Origin of the sequence: Pseudoalteromonas agarivorans (genome assembly GCF_024518735.1) — a bacterium.
Taxonomy (GTDB): domain Bacteria; phylum Pseudomonadota; class Gammaproteobacteria; order Enterobacterales; family Alteromonadaceae; genus Pseudoalteromonas; species Pseudoalteromonas atlantica.
On record NZ_JANIGJ010000016.1, the window covers coordinates 1 to 24,393 of the forward strand.

At 41.2% G+C, this 24,393-nt stretch carries 23 protein-coding genes; 2 read left to right on the top strand and 21 right to left on the bottom strand.

What is annotated here, in order from left to right; genetic code table 11:
• Positions 1-485: 485 nt before the first annotated feature.
• The 21 genes from NQT65_RS19320 to rpmH form a co-directional block, all read right to left on the bottom strand.
• Positions 486-2,279: a choice-of-anchor I family protein gene (locus tag NQT65_RS19320; RefSeq protein ID WP_256851879.1), complete on the bottom strand. Its 1,794-nt coding sequence runs from the start codon at positions 2,277-2,279 to the stop codon at positions 486-488.
• Positions 2,280-2,413: 134 nt separating this feature from the next.
• Positions 2,414-3,772, bottom strand: coding sequence for a bifunctional UDP-N-acetylglucosamine diphosphorylase/glucosamine-1-phosphate N-acetyltransferase GlmU (glmU, locus tag NQT65_RS19325; protein WP_256851880.1), 1,359 nt, complete (start codon positions 3,770-3,772; stop codon positions 2,414-2,416).
• A gap of 248 nt (positions 3,773-4,020) precedes the next feature.
• Positions 4,021-4,443, bottom strand: coding sequence for a F0F1 ATP synthase subunit epsilon (locus NQT65_RS19330; protein WP_004588077.1), 423 nt, complete (start codon positions 4,441-4,443; stop codon positions 4,021-4,023).
• A gap of 13 nt (positions 4,444-4,456) precedes the next feature.
• On the bottom strand, positions 4,457-5,842 hold the full coding sequence (gene atpD, locus NQT65_RS19335; RefSeq protein WP_004588076.1) for a F0F1 ATP synthase subunit beta: 1,386 nt from the start codon (positions 5,840-5,842) through the stop codon (positions 4,457-4,459).
• A 33-nt stretch (positions 5,843-5,875) separates the two neighbouring features.
• A complete protein-coding gene (atpG, locus tag NQT65_RS19340) occupies positions 5,876-6,736 on the bottom strand; it encodes a F0F1 ATP synthase subunit gamma (RefSeq protein WP_004588075.1) in 861 nt (286 codons plus the stop codon).
• A gap of 60 nt (positions 6,737-6,796) precedes the next feature.
• Complete coding sequence (gene atpA, locus NQT65_RS19345) at positions 6,797-8,338, bottom strand: F0F1 ATP synthase subunit alpha (RefSeq protein WP_004588074.1); 1,542 nt, start codon at positions 8,336-8,338, stop codon at positions 6,797-6,799.
• A gap of 14 nt (positions 8,339-8,352) precedes the next feature.
• Complete coding sequence (gene atpH / locus NQT65_RS19350; protein WP_004588073.1) at positions 8,353-8,886, bottom strand: F0F1 ATP synthase subunit delta; 534 nt, start codon at positions 8,884-8,886, stop codon at positions 8,353-8,355.
• Between the two features lie 16 nt (positions 8,887-8,902).
• Positions 8,903-9,373, bottom strand: coding sequence for a F0F1 ATP synthase subunit B (gene atpF, locus NQT65_RS19355; RefSeq protein WP_004588072.1), 471 nt, complete (start codon positions 9,371-9,373; stop codon positions 8,903-8,905).
• Between the two features lie 42 nt (positions 9,374-9,415).
• Complete coding sequence (gene atpE / locus NQT65_RS19360) at positions 9,416-9,649, bottom strand: F0F1 ATP synthase subunit C (RefSeq protein ID WP_004588071.1); 234 nt, start codon at positions 9,647-9,649, stop codon at positions 9,416-9,418.
• A gap of 51 nt (positions 9,650-9,700) precedes the next feature.
• The gene (atpB, locus tag NQT65_RS19365; protein WP_256851881.1) at positions 9,701-10,558 is read right to left on the bottom strand and encodes a F0F1 ATP synthase subunit A; all 858 of its coding nucleotides are present in this window, start codon (positions 10,556-10,558) and stop codon (positions 9,701-9,703) included.
• 15 nt (positions 10,559-10,573) lie between these two features.
• Positions 10,574-10,954: an ATP synthase subunit I gene (locus tag NQT65_RS19370; RefSeq protein ID WP_024032126.1), complete on the bottom strand. Its 381-nt coding sequence runs from the start codon at positions 10,952-10,954 to the stop codon at positions 10,574-10,576.
• A 142-nt stretch (positions 10,955-11,096) separates the two neighbouring features.
• Entirely contained in the window at positions 11,097-12,023 is a 927-nt protein-coding gene (locus tag NQT65_RS19375) for a ParB/RepB/Spo0J family partition protein (RefSeq protein WP_004588068.1), read from the bottom strand.
• 20 nt (positions 12,024-12,043) lie between these two features.
• Entirely contained in the window at positions 12,044-12,829 is a 786-nt protein-coding gene (locus tag NQT65_RS19380; protein WP_004588067.1) for a ParA family protein, read from the bottom strand.
• Between the two features lie 14 nt (positions 12,830-12,843).
• Positions 12,844-13,464, bottom strand: a complete 621-nt coding sequence (rsmG, locus tag NQT65_RS19385) for a 16S rRNA (guanine(527)-N(7))-methyltransferase RsmG (protein ID WP_004588066.1) — start codon at positions 13,462-13,464, stop codon at positions 12,844-12,846.
• Positions 13,465-13,479: 15 nt separating this feature from the next.
• A complete protein-coding gene (gene mnmG, locus NQT65_RS19390; RefSeq protein WP_054983815.1) occupies positions 13,480-15,369 on the bottom strand; it encodes a tRNA uridine-5-carboxymethylaminomethyl(34) synthesis enzyme MnmG in 1,890 nt (629 codons plus the stop codon).
• A gap of 426 nt (positions 15,370-15,795) precedes the next feature.
• Complete coding sequence (gene mioC / locus NQT65_RS19395) at positions 15,796-16,245, bottom strand: FMN-binding protein MioC (protein ID WP_004588064.1); 450 nt, start codon at positions 16,243-16,245, stop codon at positions 15,796-15,798.
• 902 nt (positions 16,246-17,147) lie between these two features.
• Positions 17,148-18,512, bottom strand: coding sequence for a tRNA uridine-5-carboxymethylaminomethyl(34) synthesis GTPase MnmE (gene mnmE, locus NQT65_RS19400; RefSeq protein ID WP_004588063.1), 1,365 nt, complete (start codon positions 18,510-18,512; stop codon positions 17,148-17,150).
• A gap of 139 nt (positions 18,513-18,651) precedes the next feature.
• Positions 18,652-20,286, bottom strand: a complete 1,635-nt coding sequence (gene yidC / locus NQT65_RS19405; protein WP_126008696.1) for a membrane protein insertase YidC — start codon at positions 20,284-20,286, stop codon at positions 18,652-18,654.
• Between the two features lie 8 nt (positions 20,287-20,294).
• The gene (yidD, locus tag NQT65_RS19410) at positions 20,295-20,570 is read right to left on the bottom strand and encodes a membrane protein insertion efficiency factor YidD (protein ID WP_126008698.1); all 276 of its coding nucleotides are present in this window, start codon (positions 20,568-20,570) and stop codon (positions 20,295-20,297) included.
• Positions 20,571-20,695: 125 nt separating this feature from the next.
• Positions 20,696-21,121, bottom strand: coding sequence for a ribonuclease P protein component (gene rnpA, locus NQT65_RS19415; RefSeq protein WP_029772813.1), 426 nt, complete (start codon positions 21,119-21,121; stop codon positions 20,696-20,698).
• Positions 21,122-21,128: 7 nt separating this feature from the next.
• Positions 21,129-21,263, bottom strand: a complete 135-nt coding sequence (gene rpmH / locus NQT65_RS19420) for a 50S ribosomal protein L34 (RefSeq protein ID WP_004335215.1) — start codon at positions 21,261-21,263, stop codon at positions 21,129-21,131.
• A gap of 616 nt (positions 21,264-21,879) precedes the next feature.
• Between rpmH and dnaA the strand changes: the two genes are divergently transcribed.
• Entirely contained in the window at positions 21,880-23,271 is a 1,392-nt protein-coding gene (dnaA, locus tag NQT65_RS19425) for a chromosomal replication initiator protein DnaA (RefSeq protein ID WP_004588059.1), read from the top strand.
• A 13-nt stretch (positions 23,272-23,284) separates the two neighbouring features.
• Complete coding sequence (gene dnaN, locus NQT65_RS19430; protein ID WP_029772814.1) at positions 23,285-24,388, top strand: DNA polymerase III subunit beta; 1,104 nt, start codon at positions 23,285-23,287, stop codon at positions 24,386-24,388.
• Positions 24,389-24,393: the final 5 nt, after the last annotated feature.

The following is a 24,393-nucleotide window of genomic DNA, read 5'->3' on the forward strand; positions in this document are numbered from 1 at the left end:
CTCAGTTTCAATTGAGACTCTAAATTTGTTTGCCTCACTACCTAAGTAGCTTGGCTGTTAGAACTCAATCTGTACGAGTGCCCACACAGATGATTGCTTTATATTGTTAAAGAACGTTGCGACGTTGTCGCTAGGGATGCGTATAATACATCCTTTATTTTTCGAGTCAACACTTAATTTTAAACTTTCTTTTTAGAAGATTTAAAACCGAAGTTTTACTTAACTCTGTGAGCAGCTCCTGCCTCGCTATGCGCTGGCGTTCCCCGTCTCAGTGGGGTCGCATTATAGGGAGATTCGAGCGGGGGTCAATGTTTTATTTCAGCTTTTTGACAAATAAATGAATTTAGTATGAAACGCATACAAATAAAGGCCTACAGGCTGATTTTAGATTAAAAAACGCGCATGTTAAGTCGCTATTTTACAGCTAATATTTGCGCGTTAGAAAAAGCAGTACATTTAGTAATCGCTGTACTGCTTTGTTGGTTTTAATTTGCTGCAATTTGCCATACAGCTATAGAACCTGAGATCTCATTACCGATTATAAGCAGTGGCTCGCCTGTCGCACTTTGTTCGGCAGGTACAAACACCATGCCTTCGGGTGCAAGGTCGCCGGTTATATCTGCCCCTTCTATTACACCACGGTTATAAAAGTAATCTTCAAATTGCACATCGTAAGGGTTGGTAATATCGTAAACCATAATCCCGCCCATGCGCTCAAGACCTATAAAGGCAAAAGCGCGTTCGTCTATCGTACCTATTGTTAGCGCTTCGGGTTCTGCGCCTTTATCATCTGAGCGTGTGTCACCTTCGTTTTCATCTTCATTGTTATTAAAGGCTTCACCATGAACCGATGCGGTAATACGACCTATGTCATCGCCTGAGTCAAATACCACCAGCCCATTACTGTCCCAAATAGTAAATGAGCGTGCACCATAGGCATAAAGCGATTCGTATTGACCGTCGTCATTCGTATCACCTTTTACAGTGCTTACCTTCAAGCGGCCTATATCGTCATCGTCGTTATTTAAGTAGTCAAAATTAGCTGCAAGCGTTAAATCTTCAACGCGGCTTTCATCTATATAGGCAAGACAGCCATCATCTTCATCGTAATCTAGGCCGCCCTTTGCTGTGCAGTCTGCTTCATCTGTTACATCAAAGAAGTACTCGCGTGCATCACCTTCATTTGCCGATACTATAAAATTTGCGCCTTTCCAGCTAAAGCTTGAAATTGTATCTGGCTGATACATACCATAAAGCCCTGGGTACGATTTAAAATTAACACCGCCGTCTTTATCTGATGCATCTATTTGTAAATCTGACCAGTCTTTAAAGCCTAGCGCTTTTAGCTCTACGCTATTATCTTCTAGGTTAATAATAGCGAGACCGTTATTTTCTTGAATTGATACGTAGGCATATTTGTTATCTTTAGAAATGCTGACGTACTCAGGCTCTAAATCCATAGCTACTGTCGTATTTATTACATTTCCGTTAATAGTGCGCCCTGTAGGGTTAGCAAACACAAATCCATCAGATTCAAGCTCAGCTTGCTGACTATTGTAAGTAGTAAAGTCAATATTAGTTGCCGTATCAGCTACTACACCTTCTACTATATTAATTATGCTCACAGAGCCTTCTGGGTCGATACTGTAATCGCCATTAGGTTCACCTTCGTTGGCTACAACTACTTTTGTACCGTCGTGGTTAAAAGTCACCATGTCTGGTAAAAAGCCCGCTGGTACATTTTTTATGAAGGCGGGTGTATCGCCGCTTATGTCGTAAAATGCAATTTGACCCGCTTCGCCCACATTTTTAGCAGCCATAGCCACAGCTAGCATTTGGTTGTTTTCATCTATTGCTATGCTGTTGGCATCGCCTGGGGTGTTGTCGTTTAAGGTAAGGGTAATGGTTGATCTTAGGTTAGTTGTACTCACTATCCCTTCGTTATCTTGAACAAGGGCCGTCGTATCAAAAGTGTCGGCGGGTATAATATTAACAACGGCTTCATCACCAGAGCTGTTAATGGCGTAAATCCACTTTTTAGATGCTTGATATGCGACTATTTCGGATGCACCTTCGGGGCTTTGGGCATTAAGTACAGCGCGGCCTACTAAACTTATATTTAACGCAGAGTTTGCATTAGTACCGTTAGTACCATTTTGACCCGCTGTGCCTTGCTCCCCTTGGATACCTTGCGTGCCGTCTTGGCCGTCATCTCCATCTAGTGAGCAACCCGTTAATATTGATATGAGTGAAAGTGCTATAAGTGACCTTTTTAACATTGTTATTTTCCTTAGTGTGGTATTGAACAAAATAACAACACACAGGTATGACAAAGCTATGGCACTTTTATTTTCATTAGATTTCGGCAATAAAAAAGCGAGTGTTAAACTCGCTTCAAATAGGTATTAACTTATTATTTTTTAACCGGGCGTTTCCAGCCCGTTAAATTACGCTGTTTAGAGCGTGCTATTGCAAGCTGCTCATCTTCAACTGTACTGGTGATCACAGAGCCTGCACCTACAGTTGCTGTTGCACCAATGTGTACTGGGGCAACAAGTGATGAATTTGAACCAATAAAGGCGTTATCACCAATAATGGTTTTTGCTTTATTAACTCCATCGTAGTTACAGGTAATAGTACCTGCGCCTATATTCACTTTTTCGCCAATTTCAGCATCGCCTAAGTAACTTAAGTGGTTTGCTTTAGAGCCTTTACCTAAGCGGGTTTTTTTCATCTCTACAAAGTTACCAATGTGCGAGTCTTCTTCCATTACCGCACCAGGGCGCAGGCGAGCATAAGGCCCCAGCGTACATTTAGCCGCTACGCTTGCATCTTCAATTAGGGTATTCGCTTTTATTACAACGTTATCGCCTATGGTACAGTTTTTAAGTACGCAGTTAGGGCCAATTTGTACGTTATTGCCTAGGGTTACATTACCTTCAAAAATAACGTTTATATCAATTAATACGTCTTCGCCTGTTTTAACATTGCCACGTACATCAATACGAGCAGGGTCGGCTAGGGTGGCACCATTTAACATTAACTCTTCTGCTTGCCATGCTTGATAAGCACGCTCTAGGCCTGCAAGTTGTACGCGGTTGTTTGCGCCTTCAACTTCCATTGCATGTTCGGGCTGTGCTGAGGTGATTTCTACACCTTCACTGTGCGCCATAGCAACGATATCTGTAAGGTAGTATTCGCCTTGCGCATTATTGTTAGATAGATTGCCTAACCATGTTTTTAAAAGTTTGCCATTTACCGCCATAATGCCGGTGTTTACTTCGCTGATAAGTAGCTGCTCAGCGCTTGCATCTTTTTGCTCAATAATACCTACAAGCTTGCCCTCTTCTCGTAGCATGCGGCCGTAGCCATTTGGGTTAACCAAATTAACTGTGAGTACTGCTAAGCCATTTTCAGGGGTTGCGGCTAGTAAGCGCTCAAGTGTTGATTGCTTTGTAAGGGGTACATCGCCGTATAAAACAAGTACAGTGTCGTCATCATTAATATGAGGGTTTGCTTGTGCTACTGCGTGGCCAGTACCAAGTTGTTCTGCTTGCAGTACCCAGTTTACGTCGTTATCAGCAAGTTGTTGTTGTAATAGTTCGCCGCCGTGCCCGTAAACTAAGTTAGTGGTGGTTGCACCAAGTGCCTTTGCGTTATCTATAACATGCTGCACCATAGGTTTACCTGCCACTTTATGCAGTACTTTTGGTAGAGCAGAGCGCATACGAGTACCTTTACCCGCAGCAAGAATTACTGTTGTTAGAGCCATTAAAACAATTTCCTTTTTCCGTTGTTTTAGTGAGGAGTTAATGAAAGTAGCTTAACTAGATTACGCATGTCACTCCATGTATACATACTCAGCCGTATTATAAAAAATAATGGCTGAATCTATCATAAACAAACTATTCATAATAATTACACTTATTGTAACTAGCTTTGCTAACCGATATAAGTGTAAAGCCAAATTACAGGCACAAAAAAGCCCACATAACGTGGGCTTTTAAAAACCGGATAGGCTTACTTTTTACGTAATTGCTGAATTACGCGAAGTTGTGCAATAGCTTCTGCTAGTTGCATAGCTGCTTTTTGATAATCAAATTCAGCAGCTGACGCATTAGCCATTTGGCTTTCTGCGTCACGCTTAGCTTGCTCTGCGGCTTGCTCGTCTAGGTCTTCACCACGAACAGCTGTATCAGCAAGTACGGTTACTATGTTCGGTTGAACTTCTAGTGTACCGCCAGCAATGTAGATGAGTTCTTCTTCACCATGTTGCTTAACTAAACGTACCATACCAGGTTTAAGGGCAGTTAGTAGTGGGGCGTGACCGGCATTAACACCAAGCTCACCTTCACTACCAGATACTTGAATCGATTCAACTAGACCAGAGAACAAGCTCTGCTCTGCGCTTACTACGTCAAGATGTACAGTCATAGCTGCCATACTACCCTCCTAATTACATGCTTTTAGCTTTTTCTTGAGCTTCTTCGATAGAGCCAACCATGTAGAACGCTTGCTCTGGAAGGTCATCAAATTCACCGCTTAGAATGCCTTTAAAGCCAGCAATTGTGTCTTTTAGTGAAACGTATTTACCTGGCGCACCTGTAAATACCTCTGCCACGAAGAATGGCTGAGATAGGAAACGCTGGATTTTACGTGCACGAGATACAAGTTGCTTATCTTCGTCAGAAAGCTCGTCCATACCTAGGATAGCAATGATGTCTTTAAGTTCTTTGTAACGCTGAAGAACTGTTTGAACGCCACGTGCTGTATCGTAGTGCTCTTGACCAATTACTAATGGGTCAAGTTGACGTGAAGATGAATCAAGTGGGTCTACCGCTGGGTAGATACCAAGTGATGCGATATCACGTGAAAGTACGACTGTTGCATCTAAGTGAGCAAAGGTAGTTGCTGGAGATGGATCCGTTAAATCATCCGCAGGTACGTATACCGCTTGGATTGATGTAATTGAACCTGTCTTCGTTGAAGCGATACGCTCTTGAAGTACACCCATTTCTTCAGCAAGTGTAGGCTGATAACCTACCGCTGACGGCATACGACCAAGAAGTGCAGATACTTCTGTACCAGCAAGCGTGTAACGGTAGATGTTATCTACGAAGAAAAGTACATCGCGACCTTCGTCACGGAACTTCTCAGCCATAGTAAGACCAGTTAACGCTACGCGTAAACGGTTACCAGGAGGCTCGTTCATCTGACCGTATACAAGCGATACTTTATCAAGTACGTTTGAATCGTTCATCTCATGGTAGAAATCGTTACCCTCACGAGTACGCTCACCAACACCTGCGAATACTGAGTAGCCGCTGTGCTCGATTGCGATGTTACGGATAAGTTCCATCATGTTTACGGTTTTACCTACACCGGCACCACCGAATAAACCAACTTTACCACCTTTAGCAAATGGACATACAAGGTCGATTACCTTGATACCAGTTTCTAAAAGTTCTACTGAACTTGATTGCTCTTCGTATGAAGGCGCTGCACGGTGAATAGACATACGGTCTTCTTCGCCGATTGGGCCAGCTTCATCGATTGGCTCACCAAGTACGTTCATGATACGACCAAGCGTTGCTTTACCAACTGGAACTTGAATCGCTTCACCTGTATTTTCTACCGCTGCGCCACGACGTAAACCGTCAGTAGTACCTAGTGCGATAGTACGAACAACACCGCCACCTAGCTGTTGTTGAACTTCTAAAGTCAAACCAGCTAAATCGCCATCTGTTACTTTTAGCGCGTCATATACGGCTGGCACGTTGTCTTGAGAAAACTCAATATCCACAACGGCACCGATAATTTGGACGACCTTACCTAAACTCATGTCTATTCCTCTCGTTAATCTTTGCCTGAAGCATTAAACTGCGGCTGAACCAGAAACAATCTCACTAATTTCTTGTGTGATTGCCGCTTGGCGGGCCTTGTTATAAACAAGCTGTAACTCATCCATAAGGTCGCCGGCATTATCTGTTGCAGCTTTCATTGCAACCATACGGGCAGCCTGTTCAGAGGCAGCGTTCTCAACCACACCTTGGTATACCTGAGACTCAACAAAGCGTACAAGCAAAGACTCTAATATAGCGTCTGGGCCTGGCTCGTATAAGTAGTCCCATGTGTGGGCAGATACTTCTTCTTCAGCTTTTGGCAAAGGGAGTAACTGGTCAATTGTTGGTTCTTGCTTCATGGTATTAACGAAGTTGTTATATACCAGGAATAAACGGTCAATTTTACCTTCTGAGAATGCATCTAGCATAATTTTTACAGGACCAATAACGTCTTGTACTGAAGGCTTATCTCCAAGGCCTGCTTTTTTAGCAAGCACTTGACCGCCAAAACGTTGAAAGAAGCTAGCTGCTTTGCTACCTAAAGTTGCAAACTCAGCGTCCACACCTTTTTCTTTCCACGCTTTAATGTCTAATGCAACTTTTTTAAACTCATTTGAGTTTAAGCCGCCACATAGACCACGGTCTGTAGAGATAACAATATAACCAACTCGTTTTACTTCACGTTCTTCTAAGAACGGGTGAGTAAAATCAAGATTTGCTTGAGCAACACGACCAATTACTTTGCGTAATTTGTCAGCGTATGGACGGCTTGAAGCCACTCGTTCTTGCGCCTTTTTCATTTTAGACGCAGCAACCATTTCCATTGCGCTAGTGATCTTTTGAGTATTTTTAATACTCCCGATCTTGCTTTTAATCTCTTTTCCGCTGGCCATGACTCTCTCTCCGAATCAAGGTGTGCTTTAGTAAACTAAAGCGCACCATTAATAACTAAATTACCAAGTTTGCGTAGACTTGAACTTCTCAAGAAGTTCTTTAAGCTGCGCTTCGATCTCGGCGTTGTAGTTACCAGTTTCATTGATTTGAGCCACAAGCTCTGCGTATGTGCTACTTGCATAAGAAAGTAAAGCTGCTTCGAAATCCATAATTTTAGAGATTTCGATATCTTTAAGATAACCTTTCTCAGCTGCAAATAACGACAAAGACATTTCAGCAACAGACATTGGTGCGTACTGTTTCTGCTTCATTAGCTCTGTTACACGCTCACCATGCTCAAGTTGAGCACGAGTTGCATCATCAAGGTCAGACGCGAACTGCGAGAACGCAGCTAATTCACGGTACTGAGCTAGGGCTAGACGGATACCGCCACCTAGTTTCTTAACGATTTTAGTTTGTGCAGCACCACCAACACGCGATACCGAGATACCAGCATTTACTGCCGGACGGATACCTGAGTTGAATAAGTCAGTTTCTAAGAAGATCTGACCATCGGTGATAGAGATAACGTTTGTCGGTACGAACGCAGAAACGTCGCCGCCTTGAGTTTCAATGATTGGCAATGCCGTCAATGAACCAGTTTGTCCTTTCACTTCACCATTAGTGAACTTTTCAACGTAATCAGCGTTTACACGCGATGCACGCTCTAAAAGACGCGAGTGAAGGTAGAATACGTCACCTGGGTATGCTTCACGACCTGGTGGACGCTTAAGTAGTAATGAGATTTGACGGTAAGCAACAGCTTGCTTAGATAAATCATCATATACGATTAATGCGTTTTCACCACGGTCACGGAAGTATTCACCCATAGTACAGCCCGAGAACGGTGCTAAGTACTGAAGTGCCGCAGACTCAGAAGCAGATGCTACAACTACGATAGTATTTGCAAGTGCACCGTGCTCTTCTAATTTACGTACTACGTTAGCAATAGTAGATGCTTTTTGGCCAACCGCTACGTACACACACTTAACGCCTGTGTTCTTTTGGTTGATGATTGCATCGATTGCTAGTGCAGTTTTACCTGTTTGGCGGTCACCGATTACAAGCTCACGCTGACCACGACCAACTGGAATCATCGCATCAATAGATTTGTAACCAGTTTGAACTGGCTCATCTACAGATTGACGCTCGATTACACCTGGTGCAATTTTTTCTACAGGTTCAAAACCGTCGTTATCTAAAGCGCCTTTACCGTCGATAGGAGCACCTAGTGTGTTTACAACACGACCAAGTAAGCCAGCACCAACAGGAACTTCTAAGATACGACCAGTTGTGTATACTTTTACGCCTTCAGTAAGGTCAGCGTAAGGACCCATAACTACTGCACCAATTGAGTCACGCTCAAGGTTTAGTGCGATAGCATAACGGTTGCCTGGAAGCTCAATCATCTCACCTTGCATACAGTCAGCTAGACCGTGGATGCGGATGATACCGTCAGTAACAGATACGATAGTACCTTCGTTACGAGCTTCACTTACAACTTCGAACTGCTCAATACGTTGTTTGATCAGATCTGAAATTTCAGTGGAATTAAGTTGCATGCTCTTTTTCCCAATTACGATTGTAGTGTTGTGGCTAAGCGGTTTAATTTACCGCGTACTGAGCCGTCGATTACAGTGTCACCCGCCTTAATAATAAGGCCGCCAACAACTGCAGCGTCTTCACTACAATTCAGCTTAACTTTGCGTGCGAAACGTTTTTCAAGTGTCGCTACCAATGACTCTTGCTGCGCTGCAGCAAGAGGGGTTGCCGAAATCACATCTACGTCGATTTCTTTGTCATACTCTGCTTTAAACGCAGCGAATAACTGAGCAACCTCAGGCAGTGCAATCAAACGTCCATTTTCAGCCATCACCTTAACTAGGTTCTGACCTTGTTCGTTGAGCTGCTCAGCACATAAGTTAATAAATAACTCTGCTTGTGCTGTAGCAGTAGGCAATCCAGCTAGAATGGCTGATGCTTGTTCATTGCTGGCAACTTCGCCTGCAAAAAACAACATGTCATTCCAGCTTTCTATCGTGCCTTTTTCAACGGCAAGTTCAAAAGCCGCTTTAGCGTATGGGCGAGCGATAGTAGTCAATTCAGACATGCTCATACCCTCCTAATTACAGCTCAGCGACAAGTTTTTCAACGATGTCACTATGTGCGGCTTGATTGATTTCACGCTCTAAAATTCTTTCAGCGCCAACCACTGCCAGAGTTGCTACTTGCTTACGTAGCTCTTCTGTTACACGGTTACGCTCTGATTCAATTTCAGAGTGCCCTTGAGCAATAATTTTTTCACGCTCTTCTTGTCCACGAACAGTTTCTTCGTCAACAATAAGCACGGCACGCTTTTTAGCTTGTTCAATGATATCAGCCGCTTGAGCTTTTGCATCTTTAAGCTGTTCTGCAGCTTTTTGTTGCGCAAGTTCTAAGTCTTTTTCGGCTCTATCAGAGGCAGCTAAACCATCTTCAATTTTCTTCTGGCGAGACTCAATTGCATCATTAAGTGGTGGCCATACATATTTCATACAAAATAGTACAAACACCGTAAACGCAATTAATTCACCGATAAGAGTGGCTGTTATGTTCACGACCGCTCCTCCTTAAAATAGTAAGCTGTTCAAAAAATAAAATTAAAGTACGAACAGGATTACCATTGCGATACCAACACCGATCATTGCTACCGCATCGATTAGACCAGCTAGGATGAACATCTTAACTTGTAATGAAGGTGCAAGTTCAGGCTGACGCGCACATGCTTCTAGGAATTTACCACCCATGTTACCGAAGCCGATAGCAGTACCGATTGCACCGAAGCCGATAAGTAAAGCAACTGCGATGTACTTAAGACCTAATACTAGTTCCATTTTTTTCTCCAAAGTTTCAATTGTTAAAGTTAAATATAAAAAGTGTATAAATTAGTGATTGTCTGAACTTGCCATGCTTAGGTAAACAATGGTTAGCATCATAAATACGAATGCTTGTAACACGATTACTAAGATATGGAATACAGCCCAAACAAAGTGCAACGGAAGTTGCATAAAACCAACTGCGCCGATAAGTATGAATATCAATTCACCAGCGTATAAGTTACCGAATAAACGCAGTGCTAACGAGAAAGGCTTAGACACTAGAGCGATTGTTTCTAGTAATAAATTACAAGGAATTAAGAAAATCATAGCCACTTTGCTATTAGAGCTAAACGGGTGAAGTGTAAGCTCTTTAATGAAGCCACCAACCCCTTTAATTTTAATAGAGTAACCAATCATCAGAATAAACACACCCAGTGCTAACGCAGCGGTTAAGTTTATGTCTGTGGTAGGTACAATTTTCATGTAAACGTCGTGTGAGTCCATGCCAAAGGCTTGTTCACCAACAAAACCAGCAAGTGCAGGTAAGAAATCAACTGGGATTAAATCCATTAAGTTCATTAAGAACACCCAAACAAAAATTGTTAAGGCTAATGGAGCAATTAATTTGCTTTTACCGTGGTAAGTGTCACGTACGTTGTCACCAACGAACTCAATAATCATTTCAATAAAACATTGAAATTTACCCGGTACTCCGGTGTGTGCTTTCTTTGCGGCGCTTCGGAAGGTCCATAAAAATAATAGACCAAGTCCGATTGACCATGCGAGGGTATCTATATTCCATGTCCAGAAACCACTGTCTGCACACGCTTTGTTGAAGGCAAGACCTGAGTCGGTCATACACATCTTAGCGTTTGTTAAGTGATGCTGGATATGGCTTGATATAGTAACTTCTTCTGCAGCCATGTTATATCCCAAAAGTTAATGTTTAAAAAAAACGGGTGCAAACAATCCAGTAAAGAGCACAAATACGTAAACACAAAAAAACGGCACTAAAACGACCGTGGTTGACTTGAGTATCAGTGCAAACAATACGATTGTTAGCATAAATTTTAATCCGTTACCGCGTTTTAACGAGGTATACGCTTGATTTGCTTTGCTTGCACCCATATATCTGAATGCATAAAGCGCAAATACTAGGTGGGGAAGTATTGCTACGCTGCTACCGGCAAGTGCTGATACGCTGGCGTTTACTCCCCAACCAACAAAAATAATTACTGCAGCTACAAGTGCTACGATACCCTGAAGACAAATTAATTTAAATGCGGCAAGCCTATAAGGTCTTGCTAACTTATTAGTCACGTTTAGTTAACCTTTATGGCGTTCTAATTGTTAGGGTGTGAAAACTGGCGAAATTATACTTAATCCTACCAGTTTTGCAACTTGAGTAGACGCTTTGTAACACAAAATAGCTACAAATGTCTCTTATCGGACATGTAAAATTTTAATGGTCGGTATTGCTGTGATTTATACGATTTAAAATGCCATCAAGCTCATCTAAATTGGTGTAAGAAATAACCAACTTACCTTTGCCTTTCGCGTTATAATTTATTTCTACTTTAGCCCCTAAGTTGTCGGCTAATTTTTGCTCTAAACGCTTAACATCTGGGTCTTTTTCAGGTGCTTCTTTAGCAGCAACCGGCTCTAAAATTGAGCGTACTAACTTTTCGGTTTCGCGAACAGTTAGCGCTTTAGCAACGGCTAATCTTGCAGCGTCAGATTGTGCTTCACCTTCAAGTGCTAATAAACAGCGTGCGTGGCCCATTTCTATGTCGCCATGCTCTAACAGAATTTTAACATCACTATTTAAATTGTTTAATCGTAGTAAATTGGTCACGGTAGTGCGCGATTTACCCACCGCATCGGCAACTTGCTGGTGCGTTAATTCAAATTCATTCAATAATCTGTTTAAAGCGATAGCTTCTTCCATTGCGTTTAAATCTTCACGCTGAATATTTTCTATCAGCGCAATAGCAACGGCGGCTTCATCTGGCACATCTTTTACAATACAAGGTACGCTTTCAAGCTTTGCTATTTGTGCAGCACGCCAACGGCGCTCACCGGCTATTATTTCAAAGCTATTTTCTGCAACTGGGCGCACCACAATTGGCTGAATAATGCCTTGAGAGCGGATAGAGCTTGCTAACTCCTCAAGCGCTTCTTCAGACATATCTTTACGAGGCTGGTATTTTCCTGAGTGTAAAAACTCAATAGGCAGCTTTTGCAATTCATTCGCAACGGGCTGTGCTGCAGTTTGTACAGCTTCAGTCACATTTACTGTGTCTTGTTCCTTGCTTGAGCTCGGCGCTGGTTTTGATGAACTTAAAAGGGCATCGAGTCCTCGGCCTAAACCTCGTTTTTTAGCAGACATGTTATTTTTTTACCTTAAAGTTAGGCGACTACCGGCGCTGTTTTTTCTTTTCTGCGTAGCATTTCGCCCGCAAGTGCTAAGTAGGCTTTTGCGCCACTTGATGCGCGGTCGTAGTACATTGCTGGTGCACCAAAACTAGGTGCCTCGGCAAGACGCACATTACGTGGGATCACGGTGCGGTATACTTTATCGCCAAAATGTTGTTTTAATTGTTCTGATACATCATTTGCTAATCGATTGCGCGGATCGTACATAGTACGAAGAATGCCTTCAATTTGTAAGTTAGGGTTAACTAACTTTGCAAGTTGCGTAATAGTGTCCATTAATGCGGTTAACCCTTCAAGCGCATAATATTCACATTGCATAGGTACTAAAATAGAATCAGCAGCAGCCATGGCGTTTACTGTTAACATATTTAGTGAAGGCGGGCAGTCGATAAAAATAAATTCGTATTTATCTTGTATTTTTTCAAGCGCATTACGAAGGCGTACTTCGCGTGCAAACAATTCCATTAATTTTACTTCGGCTGCGGTTACATCGCCGTTGGCCGCTATCATATGATACTCACCCGAGGTTTCGGTGATTATCACCTCATCCATAGGTTTTTCTTCAATGAGTAAATCGTAAATGGTGGCGACATCGCCGTATTTGTCTACACCGCTACCCATCGTAGCGTTGCCTTGGGGGTCGAGATCTATTAACAGCACTTTACGCTTCGTTGCAGCCATAGATGCAGCGAGATTAACAGCCGTTGTTGTTTTACCAACGCCGCCTTTTTGATTTGCTAATGCGATGACTTTTGCCACTATGTCTCTGATCCCTAGTCTTTAGAAAGAATAATTAAATGTCGTTGTGCATCAAGTTCAGGCACTACTAGCGAGATTTTATCTTCAAATTTTACACCCTCAGGTAGCGACTCTAGCTCTTCGCTAGGAAACACACCTTTAAGCGCTATAAATTTGCCTGAGTGATCAATTAAGTGTGAACACCAATCAACCATATCTTGCAGTGAAGCAAACGCACGACTTAGTACGCCATCTAATTTAACACTTGGTTGATATTCTTCAACTCTTGACTGCACAGGGGTGACATTATTTAGCCCGAGCTCGTGTTTAACTTGCATTAAAAAGCGAACGCGTTTGCCTAAGCTATCAAGCAATACAAATTGCGTATCAGGTAGTGCAATAGCTAATACAATACCTGGTAAGCCAGGACCTGTGCCTACATCAATATAATGATGACCGGGTAAATGAGGTGCAACAACTAAGCTATCCATAATGTGCTTAATCATCATTTCTTCTGGTAAGCGTACAGACGTTAAATTATACGCTTTGTTCCATTTGTTTAGTAACTCAACGTATTTAACTAATTGCTGTTGTTGTTTTTCGGTTAGCGCAATATCAGTTTGCGCTAACAATGTTGTTAATTGTTGCTGTAACACAGTTTACCTTTACCATTACGCAGTTTTGCGTAATAAGCCTTGCTTCTTCAGATACACTAATAATAGCGAAATCGCCGCTGGGGTGATACCAGAAATACGAGAAGCTTGGCCAATAGTGTCTGGACGCGCATCCGTTAACTTAGCAACTACCTCGTTTGATAAACCCGATACCGTTGAGTAATCGAACTCTTTAGGCAAAATGGTTTCTTCATGACGAAGCTGTTTATTGATCTCATCTTGCTGGCGCGCAATGTAGCCTGCGTATTTAGTATGGATCTCAACTTGTTCAAGTGCAGCTTGGTTTGTAAACTCAGATCCAAGCCCATCAATAGCCATTAAATCGTCGTAACGAATTTCTGGACGACGAAGTAGATCCTCTAAACTTGCTTCACGAGTAAGCGGTGTTTTTAATAAGGCGTTTACTTGATCAACCACAGCATGATCTTTGTGGATCCAGGTTTCTTTAATACGCTGTTTCTCTTTTTCGATCACTTCCATTTTTTCGTTAAATGCCTGCCAGCGCTCATCGTTAACTAAACCAAGTTCACGGCCTTTTTCTGTTAAGCGAATATCAGCGTTATCTTCACGCAATAATAAACGGTATTCCGCACGGCTAGTAAACATACGGTACGGTTCTTTTGTACCAAGCGTTGCTAAGTCGTCTATTAGTACGCCCACGTACGCTTCATCACGACGTGGAGTCCATGCATCTTTGCCTTGTACTTGTAAAGCGGCGTTCATGCCGGCTATTAAACCTTGTGCACCGGCTTCTTCGTAACCAGTAGTACCATTTATTTGGCCTGCAAAAAATAATCCGTCGATAAATTTGGTTTCTAATGACTGTTTTAAATCACGTGGGTCAAAGAAATCATATTCAATAGCATAACCAGGGCGACAAATATGTGCGTTTTCAAAACCATCTATAGATTGCACAATTTGTAACTGCACATCAAAAGGTAAGCTGGTTGAAATACCGTTAGGGTAAAGCTCGTACGATGTTAAACCTTCAGGCTCTACAAATATTTGGTGCTTGTCTTTATCAGCAAAGCGCACAATTTTATCTTCTATTGAAGGGCAGTAACGTGGTCCTATACCTTCAATTACGCCAGAGTACATAGGCGAGCGATGTAAATTGTTACGAATAACCTCATGGGTTTTTTCGTTTGTGTAGGTGATATAGCACGGTATTTGCTGTGGGTGATCGCTTTGTTTACCAATAAACGAAAATACCGGTGTAGGCGCATCACCTGGTTGTTCTTGCATCTTGCTAAAATCAACTGTACGGGCATCAATACGTGGTGGAGTACCTGTTTTTAAACGGTCTACTCTAAAAGGTAATTCACGTAAACGATCAGCAAGTGCAATTGAAGGGGGATCGCCTGCACGACCACCTTTAAAATTCTCTAAACCAATATGTATTTGGCCACCTAAGAAAGTACCTACGGTTAATACAACACTAGGTGCGCTAAAACGTAGTCCCATTTGGGTTACTACGCCAACAACTTTGTCGTTTTCAACGATAAGATCATCACACGATTGTTGAAATATTTTTAGGTTTTCTTGGTTTTGTAATGTGTTTTGAATTGCTGCTTTGTATAAAGCGCGATCAGCTTGTGCTCGAGTTGCACGAACAGCAGGTCCCTTTGAAGAATTTAAGGTACGAAATTGAATACCGCCTTTATCAATAGCCTGTGCCATAGCACCGCCTAGCGCATCAATTTCTTTAACCAAATGGCCTTTGCCTATGCCACCAATTGCAGGGTTGCAAGACATTTGACCAAGTGTATCCATATTATGAGTTAGCAGCAGGGTATTCATCCCCATACGTGCAGCAGCCAATGAGGCTTCAGTGCCTGCATGTCCACCACCTACTACGATAACGTCAAACTTTTCGTGAAAAATCATTAATGGGATCCTACTTAATCAAACCAGTAAACTTCAAAAGGGAGCGTATTCTACCTAGAAATTAGCAGAAGATAAATGATTAAACAGTGGGCAAGATCTAAGTCACTGATCACTTATAATATAAAGGATCTTTTAAAGAGATCTTTTAATACTATTACTACTAGTGATCGGGTTTTCTGTTGATAAGCTCTATTTATTCATTTAAAACATAAAATTAGATCAGATCTAAAGGTGTTAATATGATCGGATCATCAGGCAAATAAGCTCTGATCAAAAAGGGGGTTTATACACAGCCCAATATCGATTGGATCTTATCCCATGGATAAGCATGCTTAAAAACGCAGTTTGATCAGCGGTTATCCACAAAAGCTATTAAATTATTAGTAAATTGTGGGTAACTTAGTTTATGCATTTTAATCGATCACATTACTTTAATTGTGTTTTCTCTATCCACGAATCTAACCACTCTAGGGCGGTATCTTCGGGTAATGCCTCATCAAGAATATTTAGTTCAAGCCTTGGTGCTATGCATGTTGCACCTTTGCTGGCCATTAAACTATTTATATTACGCCCAGCAAGGTTATAGGTGTCGTAGCTGGTATCGCCTAAGCCAATGACTGAATATTTAATTGCAGATAAGTCACTTTGCTGATTTAGCTGCTCAATAAATGGTAAAAGGTTGTCGGGGTAATCACCCGCGCCATAGGTCGATGTGCATATAAGCCAGATTGTATTGTGTTGATCAATATCAGATAAATTAGGTTGATCATGTAGTTCAGCACTTATACCTTGGTTATTTAACTCATCACATAGTTGTTCTGCTACATATTCTGCAGATCCCATTTGACTACCAACGATTATATTTACAGAACTCATATTTAAACTGATCACACATTACTTATTTGCCCGCTATGATAACTGAGTTAGGCTTGCAGTAAAGAAAACCTTTGTAATTTTGTATAACTATTTTTGAGTTGTTTTTACTCTTTGCTGTAATCGCTTGTATAAGTTATTGAATATTAATGAATTAACAAAAACTATTTAAATGTAATCTTCTGATCAAGTTGTTGATAAGGTTGGGGAAAGCTCTGCTTAACTAGTATGCTTTGTAGATCGAAATAAAGCTAAGTCATTGATTTTTTATTATAAGTGAGGCCACCAGCCCACGTTTTTATATAGCTAAGCTGTTGTTGATCATAATGTGGATAGTAATCTTGTTGATAACTTAAAAAGGCGATCAAAAATAATTTTTAAAAACGATCCGATTAAGCAGATCTGCCCTAAAAAAGTGAAAATAAGTGTAATAAACCACGCTTTTTTATAGATCGTGACGGTTTAAGCTTATAAATGTGCCGCTATTTTTGTTTTATTAGCCATAAAGTAGGCGATTGTGGATAACCTTTTTTAATTAGTCTTATTATTTTTCAAGTTCAGCGAGGAGTTTTGCTGGTGGATCAATTAAAAACGAGGGCGTAGGCCTTAATAGTACCGGTTACTTTTGCTTATAAATTCACAAACCGTAGTTAAAACGATCTACTTAAGGATGCTTTTTAGCGTCATATTGGTACTTTTTTAAGCTATATCGAGCGCCAATTACGCGCTTAACGTGGTGTATTTTTATACTGTAAGAGATTAAACAGGTGAGTTGAATACGCTAAAATCAGGCGCGTTTTTATTTAATTTTAGCTCCATTTTAGCTTTTTAAATTTTTATACCGGGCATAAAAAAGGGCACTAATGTGCCCTAAAGTAAGTGTTATTTTATGCTGCTTTAGCGAGTTATTTACCAATACAGAACGAGCTAAATATTTTGCCTAGTAGGTCGTCTGAGGTAAATTCACCGGTTATTTCGTTTAAGTACTGCTGCGTTAAGCGTAGCTCTTCGGCTAATATTTCGCCGGCGACGTGCATTTCTAACTGCGTTTTACCAGTATCTAAGTGATAGGCCGCATGTTCAAGTGCATCTAAATGGCGGCGACGCGCCATAAATCCACCTTCTGTTGCGCCCTGAAAGCCAATACAGGCTTTTAAGTGGTCGCGTACGAGCTCAATACCTTGCGCATTTTTAGCGCTTAAACTAATTACTGGGTATTGTTGGTTTTCATCCATACCTACTGCATCGCCCGATAAATCGGCTTTATTTCTGATAACGGTAACACCCATACCTTGCGGTAATTTTGCCATAAACTCAGGCCAAATTGCGTGTGGGTCGGTGTCGGTGGTGTCGGTGCCATCAAGCATAAACAACACGCGGTCAGCTTGGTTTATTTCATCCCACGCGCGCTCTATACCTATTTGTTCAACGCGGTCTGGGCTTTCACGTAGACCTGCGGTATCGATAATATGCAGTGGCATGCCATCAATATGAATGTGCTCACGTAGTACGTCGCGAGTAGTACCGGCTATTTCGGTTACTATGGCAGCTTCGCGTCCTGCTAGGGCATTAAGTAGGCTTGATTTACCCGCATTAGGGCGCCCTGCGATAACAACGCGCATACCTTCGCGCATAATACTGCCTTGCTTAGCTTGGCTCGTTACTGTGTGTAATTGGCTGATAATGGCATCTAAATCGCCCGATACTTTGCCATCGGATAAAAAATCAATTTCCTCATCAGGGAAGTCAATGGCTGCCTCTACATACATACGTAAATGAATAACTTTTTCTACTAGGGTTTCAATGTGTTTAGAAAACTCACCTTGTAGCGACTGTAGGGCGCTTTTAGCAGCTTGCTCTGAGGTTGCATTAATTAAATCGCTGATAGCCTCTGCTTGGGTTAAATCAAGCTTGTCGTTCATAAAAGCGCGCTCAGAAAACTCACCAGGCTTAGCTAAGCGAACGCCTTCTATTTGGCTAATTTCTTTTAATAGCATGTCGAGTACAACAGGGCCGCCGTGACCTTGCAGCTCAAGTACGTCTTCGCCGGTAAATGAATTTGGCCCTGCAAAATAAATAGCGATACCTTGGTCGAGTTGCTCGCCGCTTAAACTTTTAAAAGGGACGTAGTCGGCATAGCGAAGCTTAGGTACTTTACCTATTATTTTTTCGGCCACGCTTTTAGCAAGGCTGCCAGAAACCCGAATTATACCTACGCCACCACGCCCAGGAGCGGTCGCTTGTGCTGCAATTGTGTCTTGATTGATCATGCTATTTATTTGCCAACGAGAGTAACTTTAATGGCGCTATTGTAACCTATGCATTTATTGGTAGCGAATAGCTGTGGTAAAAAATAGGCAATAAAAAAGGCGACCTAAGTCGCCTTTATATATATGAGTAGCCGTTAAGCTAGCCTCTTACTTTTATACCTTGCTTTTCCATGCCACGGTAGATGATAAGCATCTGGACAATAGAAATAAGGTTAGACACTAACCAGTAAAGTACTAAACCAGATGGGAACCATAAGAAGAATACAGAGAAGATAACCGGCATAAAGGTCATCATTTTTTGCTGCATTGGATCGGTAACCGTCATTGGTTGTAGTTTTTGCGTCACAAACATACTTGCACCAAATAATATTGGTAATACGTAGTATGGGTCTTTTGTAGAAAGGTCAGTTAGCCAAAGAATGAACTCTGCATGGCGCAGCTCTGTTGATTCTAAGAATACGTAAAATAGCGCTAAGAAAATTGGCATTTGTAGCAAAATAGGGAAACAGCCACCCATAGGGTTAACTTTTTCTTTTTTGTACATTTCCATAGTAGCTTGGCCGAACTTTTGACGGTCATCACCATATTTTTCTTTTAGGGCAGCCATTTTAGGCTGAAGGGCACGCATTTTAGCCATTGACGTGTATTGCGCTTTAGTCAGTGGGTACATTAATGATTTAACGATAATAGTGATGGCAATAATAGCGACACCCCAGTTACCTAAAATGCTGTGTAACCATTTAAGAAGTACAAATAAAGGCTGCGAAATAAACCATAACCAACCGTAATCTACAGTTAAGTCTAAATCTGGGTGAATCGCTTCAAGAATATCTGACTCTTTAGGACCCATGTAGTAAGTCGCATTAAGAGTTTGCTCGCTGCCGGCTTGTACATTTATAGGCGCTGCTTTTGTACCAATAATAGCGGCATTACTTTTAGTAATTAAGCTGTAAAGCGTGTGTGTTTCGTCTTGCTTAGGTACCCATGCACTTACAAAGTAATGCTGAATAAATGCAACGTAACCGCCTTGGGTGTTTTTATTTAGGTTTTTGTCAGCCATATCTGAAAAGCTGTATTTTTCGTACGACTCTTCATCAGTACCGTAAGCTGCACCTAAATAGTTTTGATCTACTAAGCTGCCTTTTTCTTGTACGGTACGCTTAATTTGCGTGTATAGCTGTACTTGCACTGGCGCACTTGTCGCATTATTTATTGTGTACTCTAGGCCTACATCGTATTGACCTTTTTTAAATACGTATGTTTTAGTGAAGCTAACGCCATTACTATCAACATAGGTAAGTGGTACACGTAGCTCATCACCGCTTAGCGTGTAGGCTTTTTGCGTTGCTTGGTAAGTAGGGCGACCATTCGCTGATGCGTCTGGGCCATTTAAACCAATTAAACCACTTTGTGAGAAGTATTGATTGCCATCAAACTCGCCTAGAAGCATAAATGGTGTTTCTTCACCTTTTACTTCCTCATATTGGAGTAAGTCTGCTTCAACAATGTCACCGCCTTTGGTGTCTATTTTTACTTTGAAAACGTCAGTCGTAATGTCAATAACTGAACGCTTAGCAGCGGTAGCCGAAGCAGGTAAACCTGAATCTGACGATGACGGTATGTAATCATCTGACTCTGGTGACGTTGTGTTTAGTGTTTGTGTAGTGGCACTAGGATCGGCTTTAGGAGTGTTGTAGTCATTATTCCATTCTTGAAATAATAAAAACGACACTAACATTAAACCGATTAATAAAAACGTGCGTTGCGATTCCATAACAGCTCTTATTTCTCGTGTTGGTGGTTAATACGGGTTAATTTTTCAGGAACGGGGTCTTCTCCGCCTGAATGTAAAGGATGGCATTTTAATATGCGTTTAAGTGCTAACCAACTCCCTTTTACAAATCCATGCAAATTAATTGCGTGAATAGCGTAATGAGAGCAGCTTGGATTAAAACGACAATGCGGGCCTAGTAGTGGGCTTATCCACATTTGATAACCGCGGATAAATAACACTAAACAACGCTTTGGAATAGCAACAAGTGGTTTAAGTAACCTCATGGTGTTTATACCCCTGCGTATATTTAGTGAATAGATACCATGTATTTAAAGGCTCAATTAGAGATTTTAAACGCATGATTAAAAGGTGAGCTAAAGATACCCTAATTAACCCTGCAATTCTATTGCTATCGGGTTTGTTTATTAGATTTAGCTGATTTGTTTGGGCGTTTTTTAAAAGGTGGTGGTTTAGGTGCACCAGGTTTGCAGCGTTCATTTATTTTACGCCACAGCTTTGTAAGTTGTTTGGTTATTTCTTCGTTAGACTGCTCATCAATACCACTTTTTACCATAAGCACAATATCGATATTATCGATGGTGTGTTGATTTAAACGAAAACTTTCGCGAGCGAGTCGTTTAATACGGTTACGTTGGCATGCCTTTTTTACACGTTTTTTAGCAACAGTGAGTCCTAACCTAGGTTTATCTTGGTCATTAGGTTTAGCTAAAAGAGTAAATAAAGGAGTTGCAGCCCGAGCGGGTTCGTTAAATATGCGAGAGTAATGCGAGGGAGTTAACAGACGTAACTCCCTGCCAAAGCTAAAGTCTTCCACTTATATATTAAGCAGAAAGAACTTTGCGGCCTTTAGCGCGGCGACGTGCTAATACTTTACGGCCATTTACAGTTGCCATGCGAGCACGGAAGCCGTGTGCACGTTTGCGTTTTAAAACGCTAGGTTGAAAAGTTCTTTTCATAACAATCTCATCCGATCGGTTAAAGTTAAAACATCCTATGCAGGTCGCGATCCTGGCACAGGTGCCATTGCGAGCGCGAGATATTATAGATTAAGCACTTTAAAGTCAATCATAATTGCGCTGCAAACACCGTGTTTATTACATTTTTTGTACGCTGGCTTGATATTTATGGATTAATTTTAAAGCAAAATGGTCTGCTTTTGCGCAAAAAGGCGAATTAATGGCCGAGTGTGACTAAAAGAATGTGGATCGTAATAAAGTAGGGTGATCAACTAGGATCATCATAATTAAGAAGTTTTCCACAGCTGGTGTTTAAAAAGTGAATAAAAGCATGGGAAAACTCATTTAGATCGTAAAATTGGTTCGCGATCTCAGTGTGTTTTTGTTATGATCTGTTATCAGGCTTTAAAATAAAAGTCGCTATAAATCAGTCTGTTAAGATATTTATACACTGATATCAACAATTTTATAAAAATCAATCTTTTACTTGTGGATAAAGTGCCTTCATAATACCCGGTCTTGGGTCGGGTAGCTGGCCAATTGAACGCAATAAATGCATGATTTTTAATCATTATTGATGTGCGGGAATAAAAATTATACCTCTGGGAGTTTAACTGTGTATCTGTCGGTTTGGCAAAGTTGTTTATATGTATTGCAAGATGAGTTGCCTTCGCAACAATTCAGTATGTGGGTAAGACCACTACAAGCAGAAAGTACCGAAGATACCTTAACGATTTACGCACCTAATCGCTTTGTTCTTGATTGGGTAAGAGAAAAGTATTTAAACCGTATTAATGAGTTACTGGTAGAAATTTGTGGTGATGAAGCGCCCGAATTACGTTTTGATGTAGGTAGTAAACCACTACTAAATACTCAAGCGGCGGCGCCAAGTGTTGAAGCCCCTGCATCACCTAGTTCACAGGCACCTGCTAAACAGCAACCTGTAGAACAAAAAGCAGCAGTAGAGCCTGCGCCTAAATCAGGCTATAAATCTAATATAAAAGATAACTATACCTTTGACAGCTTTGTTGAGGGTAAATCTAACCAGCTAGCAAAAGCGGCTGCAACACAAGTTGCAGATAACCCTGGCTCTGCCTTTAACCCAGTATTTATTTACGGCGGCACAGGCTTAGGTAAAACTCACTTATTACATGCAGTAGGTAATGGCATTATGGCTAACAAGCCCGATGCTAAAATTGTTTACATGCATTCTGAGCGTTTTGTGCAAGACATGGTAAAAGCACTACAAAATAACGCCATTGAAGAATTTAAACGTTATTACCGTAGTGTAGATGCGCTAATGATTGATGATATTCAATTTTTTGCTAATAAAGAGCGCTCACAAGAAGAGTTTTTTCATACCTTTAATGCATTATTAGAAGGTAATCAGCAAATTATTTTAACCTCTGACCGCTACCCAAAAGAAATTGAGGGCGTAGAAGACAGGCTTAAATCACGATTTGGTTGGGGTTTAACGATTGCTATAGAGCCGCCAGAGCTTGAAACGCGCGTTGCCATTTTGATGAAAAAAGCGCAGCAGAGTAAAATTAATTTACCGCACGAAGTCGCTTTTTTTATCGCTAAAAAATTACGCTCAAACGTACGTGAATTAGAAGGCGCGCTTAACCGTGTAATAGCTAATGCTAATTTTACCGGGCGTCCAATTTCTATCGACTTTGTAAAAGAAGCACTGCGCGATTTATTGGCACTACAAGATAAACTTGTCACTATAGACAACATACAGCGCACTGTGGCTGAGTATTACAGAATACGTGTGTCAGATCTGTTATCTAAGCGCCGTAGCCGCTCTATCGCGAGGCCGCGTCAGGTAGCTATGGCATTATCAAAAGAATTAACTAATCACAGCTTACCTGAGATTGGTGACGCATTTGGTGGACGTGACCACACCACGGTATTACATGCGTGTAGAAAGGTTAAATCACTTCGTGATGAAAGCCACGAAATAAAAGAAGATTATCAAAATTTAATAAGAACGTTGTCATCTTAGGGCTGACTTTATTATGCAAATAACCATTTCAAGAGAACAATTTTTAAAGCCATTAGTGCAAGTATCGGGTGCGATTGAACGTAAACATACGTTACCTATATTATCTAATGTATTGTTAGTGGTAGAAAACGGGCAACTTTCAATGACAGGCACAGACCTTGAAATTGAACTAGTTGCAGGTGTTTTTGTTGGTGATGATATTGCCGATACAAAGTTAACGCTACCTGCTAAAAAATTACTCGATATTTGTAAAAGCCTGCCTGATGGTTCTGAGCTTACATTGAGCTTACAAGAGCACCAACTGCTTTTAACCAGTGGTAAAAGCCGCTTTTCACTTACTACGCTTGCCGCGGAAGACTTTCCTAATTTAGAGCAGTGGGATGGCGAGGTTGAGTTTCAGCTAACGCGTTTAGAGTTACGTAAATTACTTGAAAGCACGCATTTTTCAATGGCTAACCAAGACGTTCGCTATTACTTAAATGGCATGTCGTTTGAAGTAGATAATAGCGACATTAAAACAGTGGCCACCGATGGCCACCGTTTGGCAATAGCGCAAAAAGAATTAGGCCAATCGTTAAATACGCAGCGCCAATTAATAATACCGCGCAAAGGTGTGCAAGAAATTATGCGCCTTATGGTTGCCGATGAAGAATTAGTTACTATTCAATTTGGCGCTAACCATATTCGTATTATCGATGTGGAATTTACTTTTACAAGTAAGTTAGTAGATGGCCGCTTCCCTGATTATCGCCGCGTATTACCGCGTGGTGGAGATAAAGTAATTACCGCTAACCGTGAATGGTTACGTAATGCGTTTCAACGTGTGTCTATTTTATCTAACGAAAAATTTAGAGGTGTGCGTTTAAACCTTGCCAATGGCTTACTTAAAATTACGGCTAATAACCCTGAGCAAGAAGAGGCTGAGGAAATAGTAGAAGTAATGTATGAGGGTGATGAGCTAGAAATTGGTTTTAATGTATCGTATGTATTAGATGTACTAAATACATTAAAAACAGAAGATGTACTATTTACATTAGCAGATTCAAACAGCAGTGCACTTATTGAAGGTGCGGGCGATGAAGAAGCAATGTACGTGGTTATGCCTATGCGATTATAAGATAC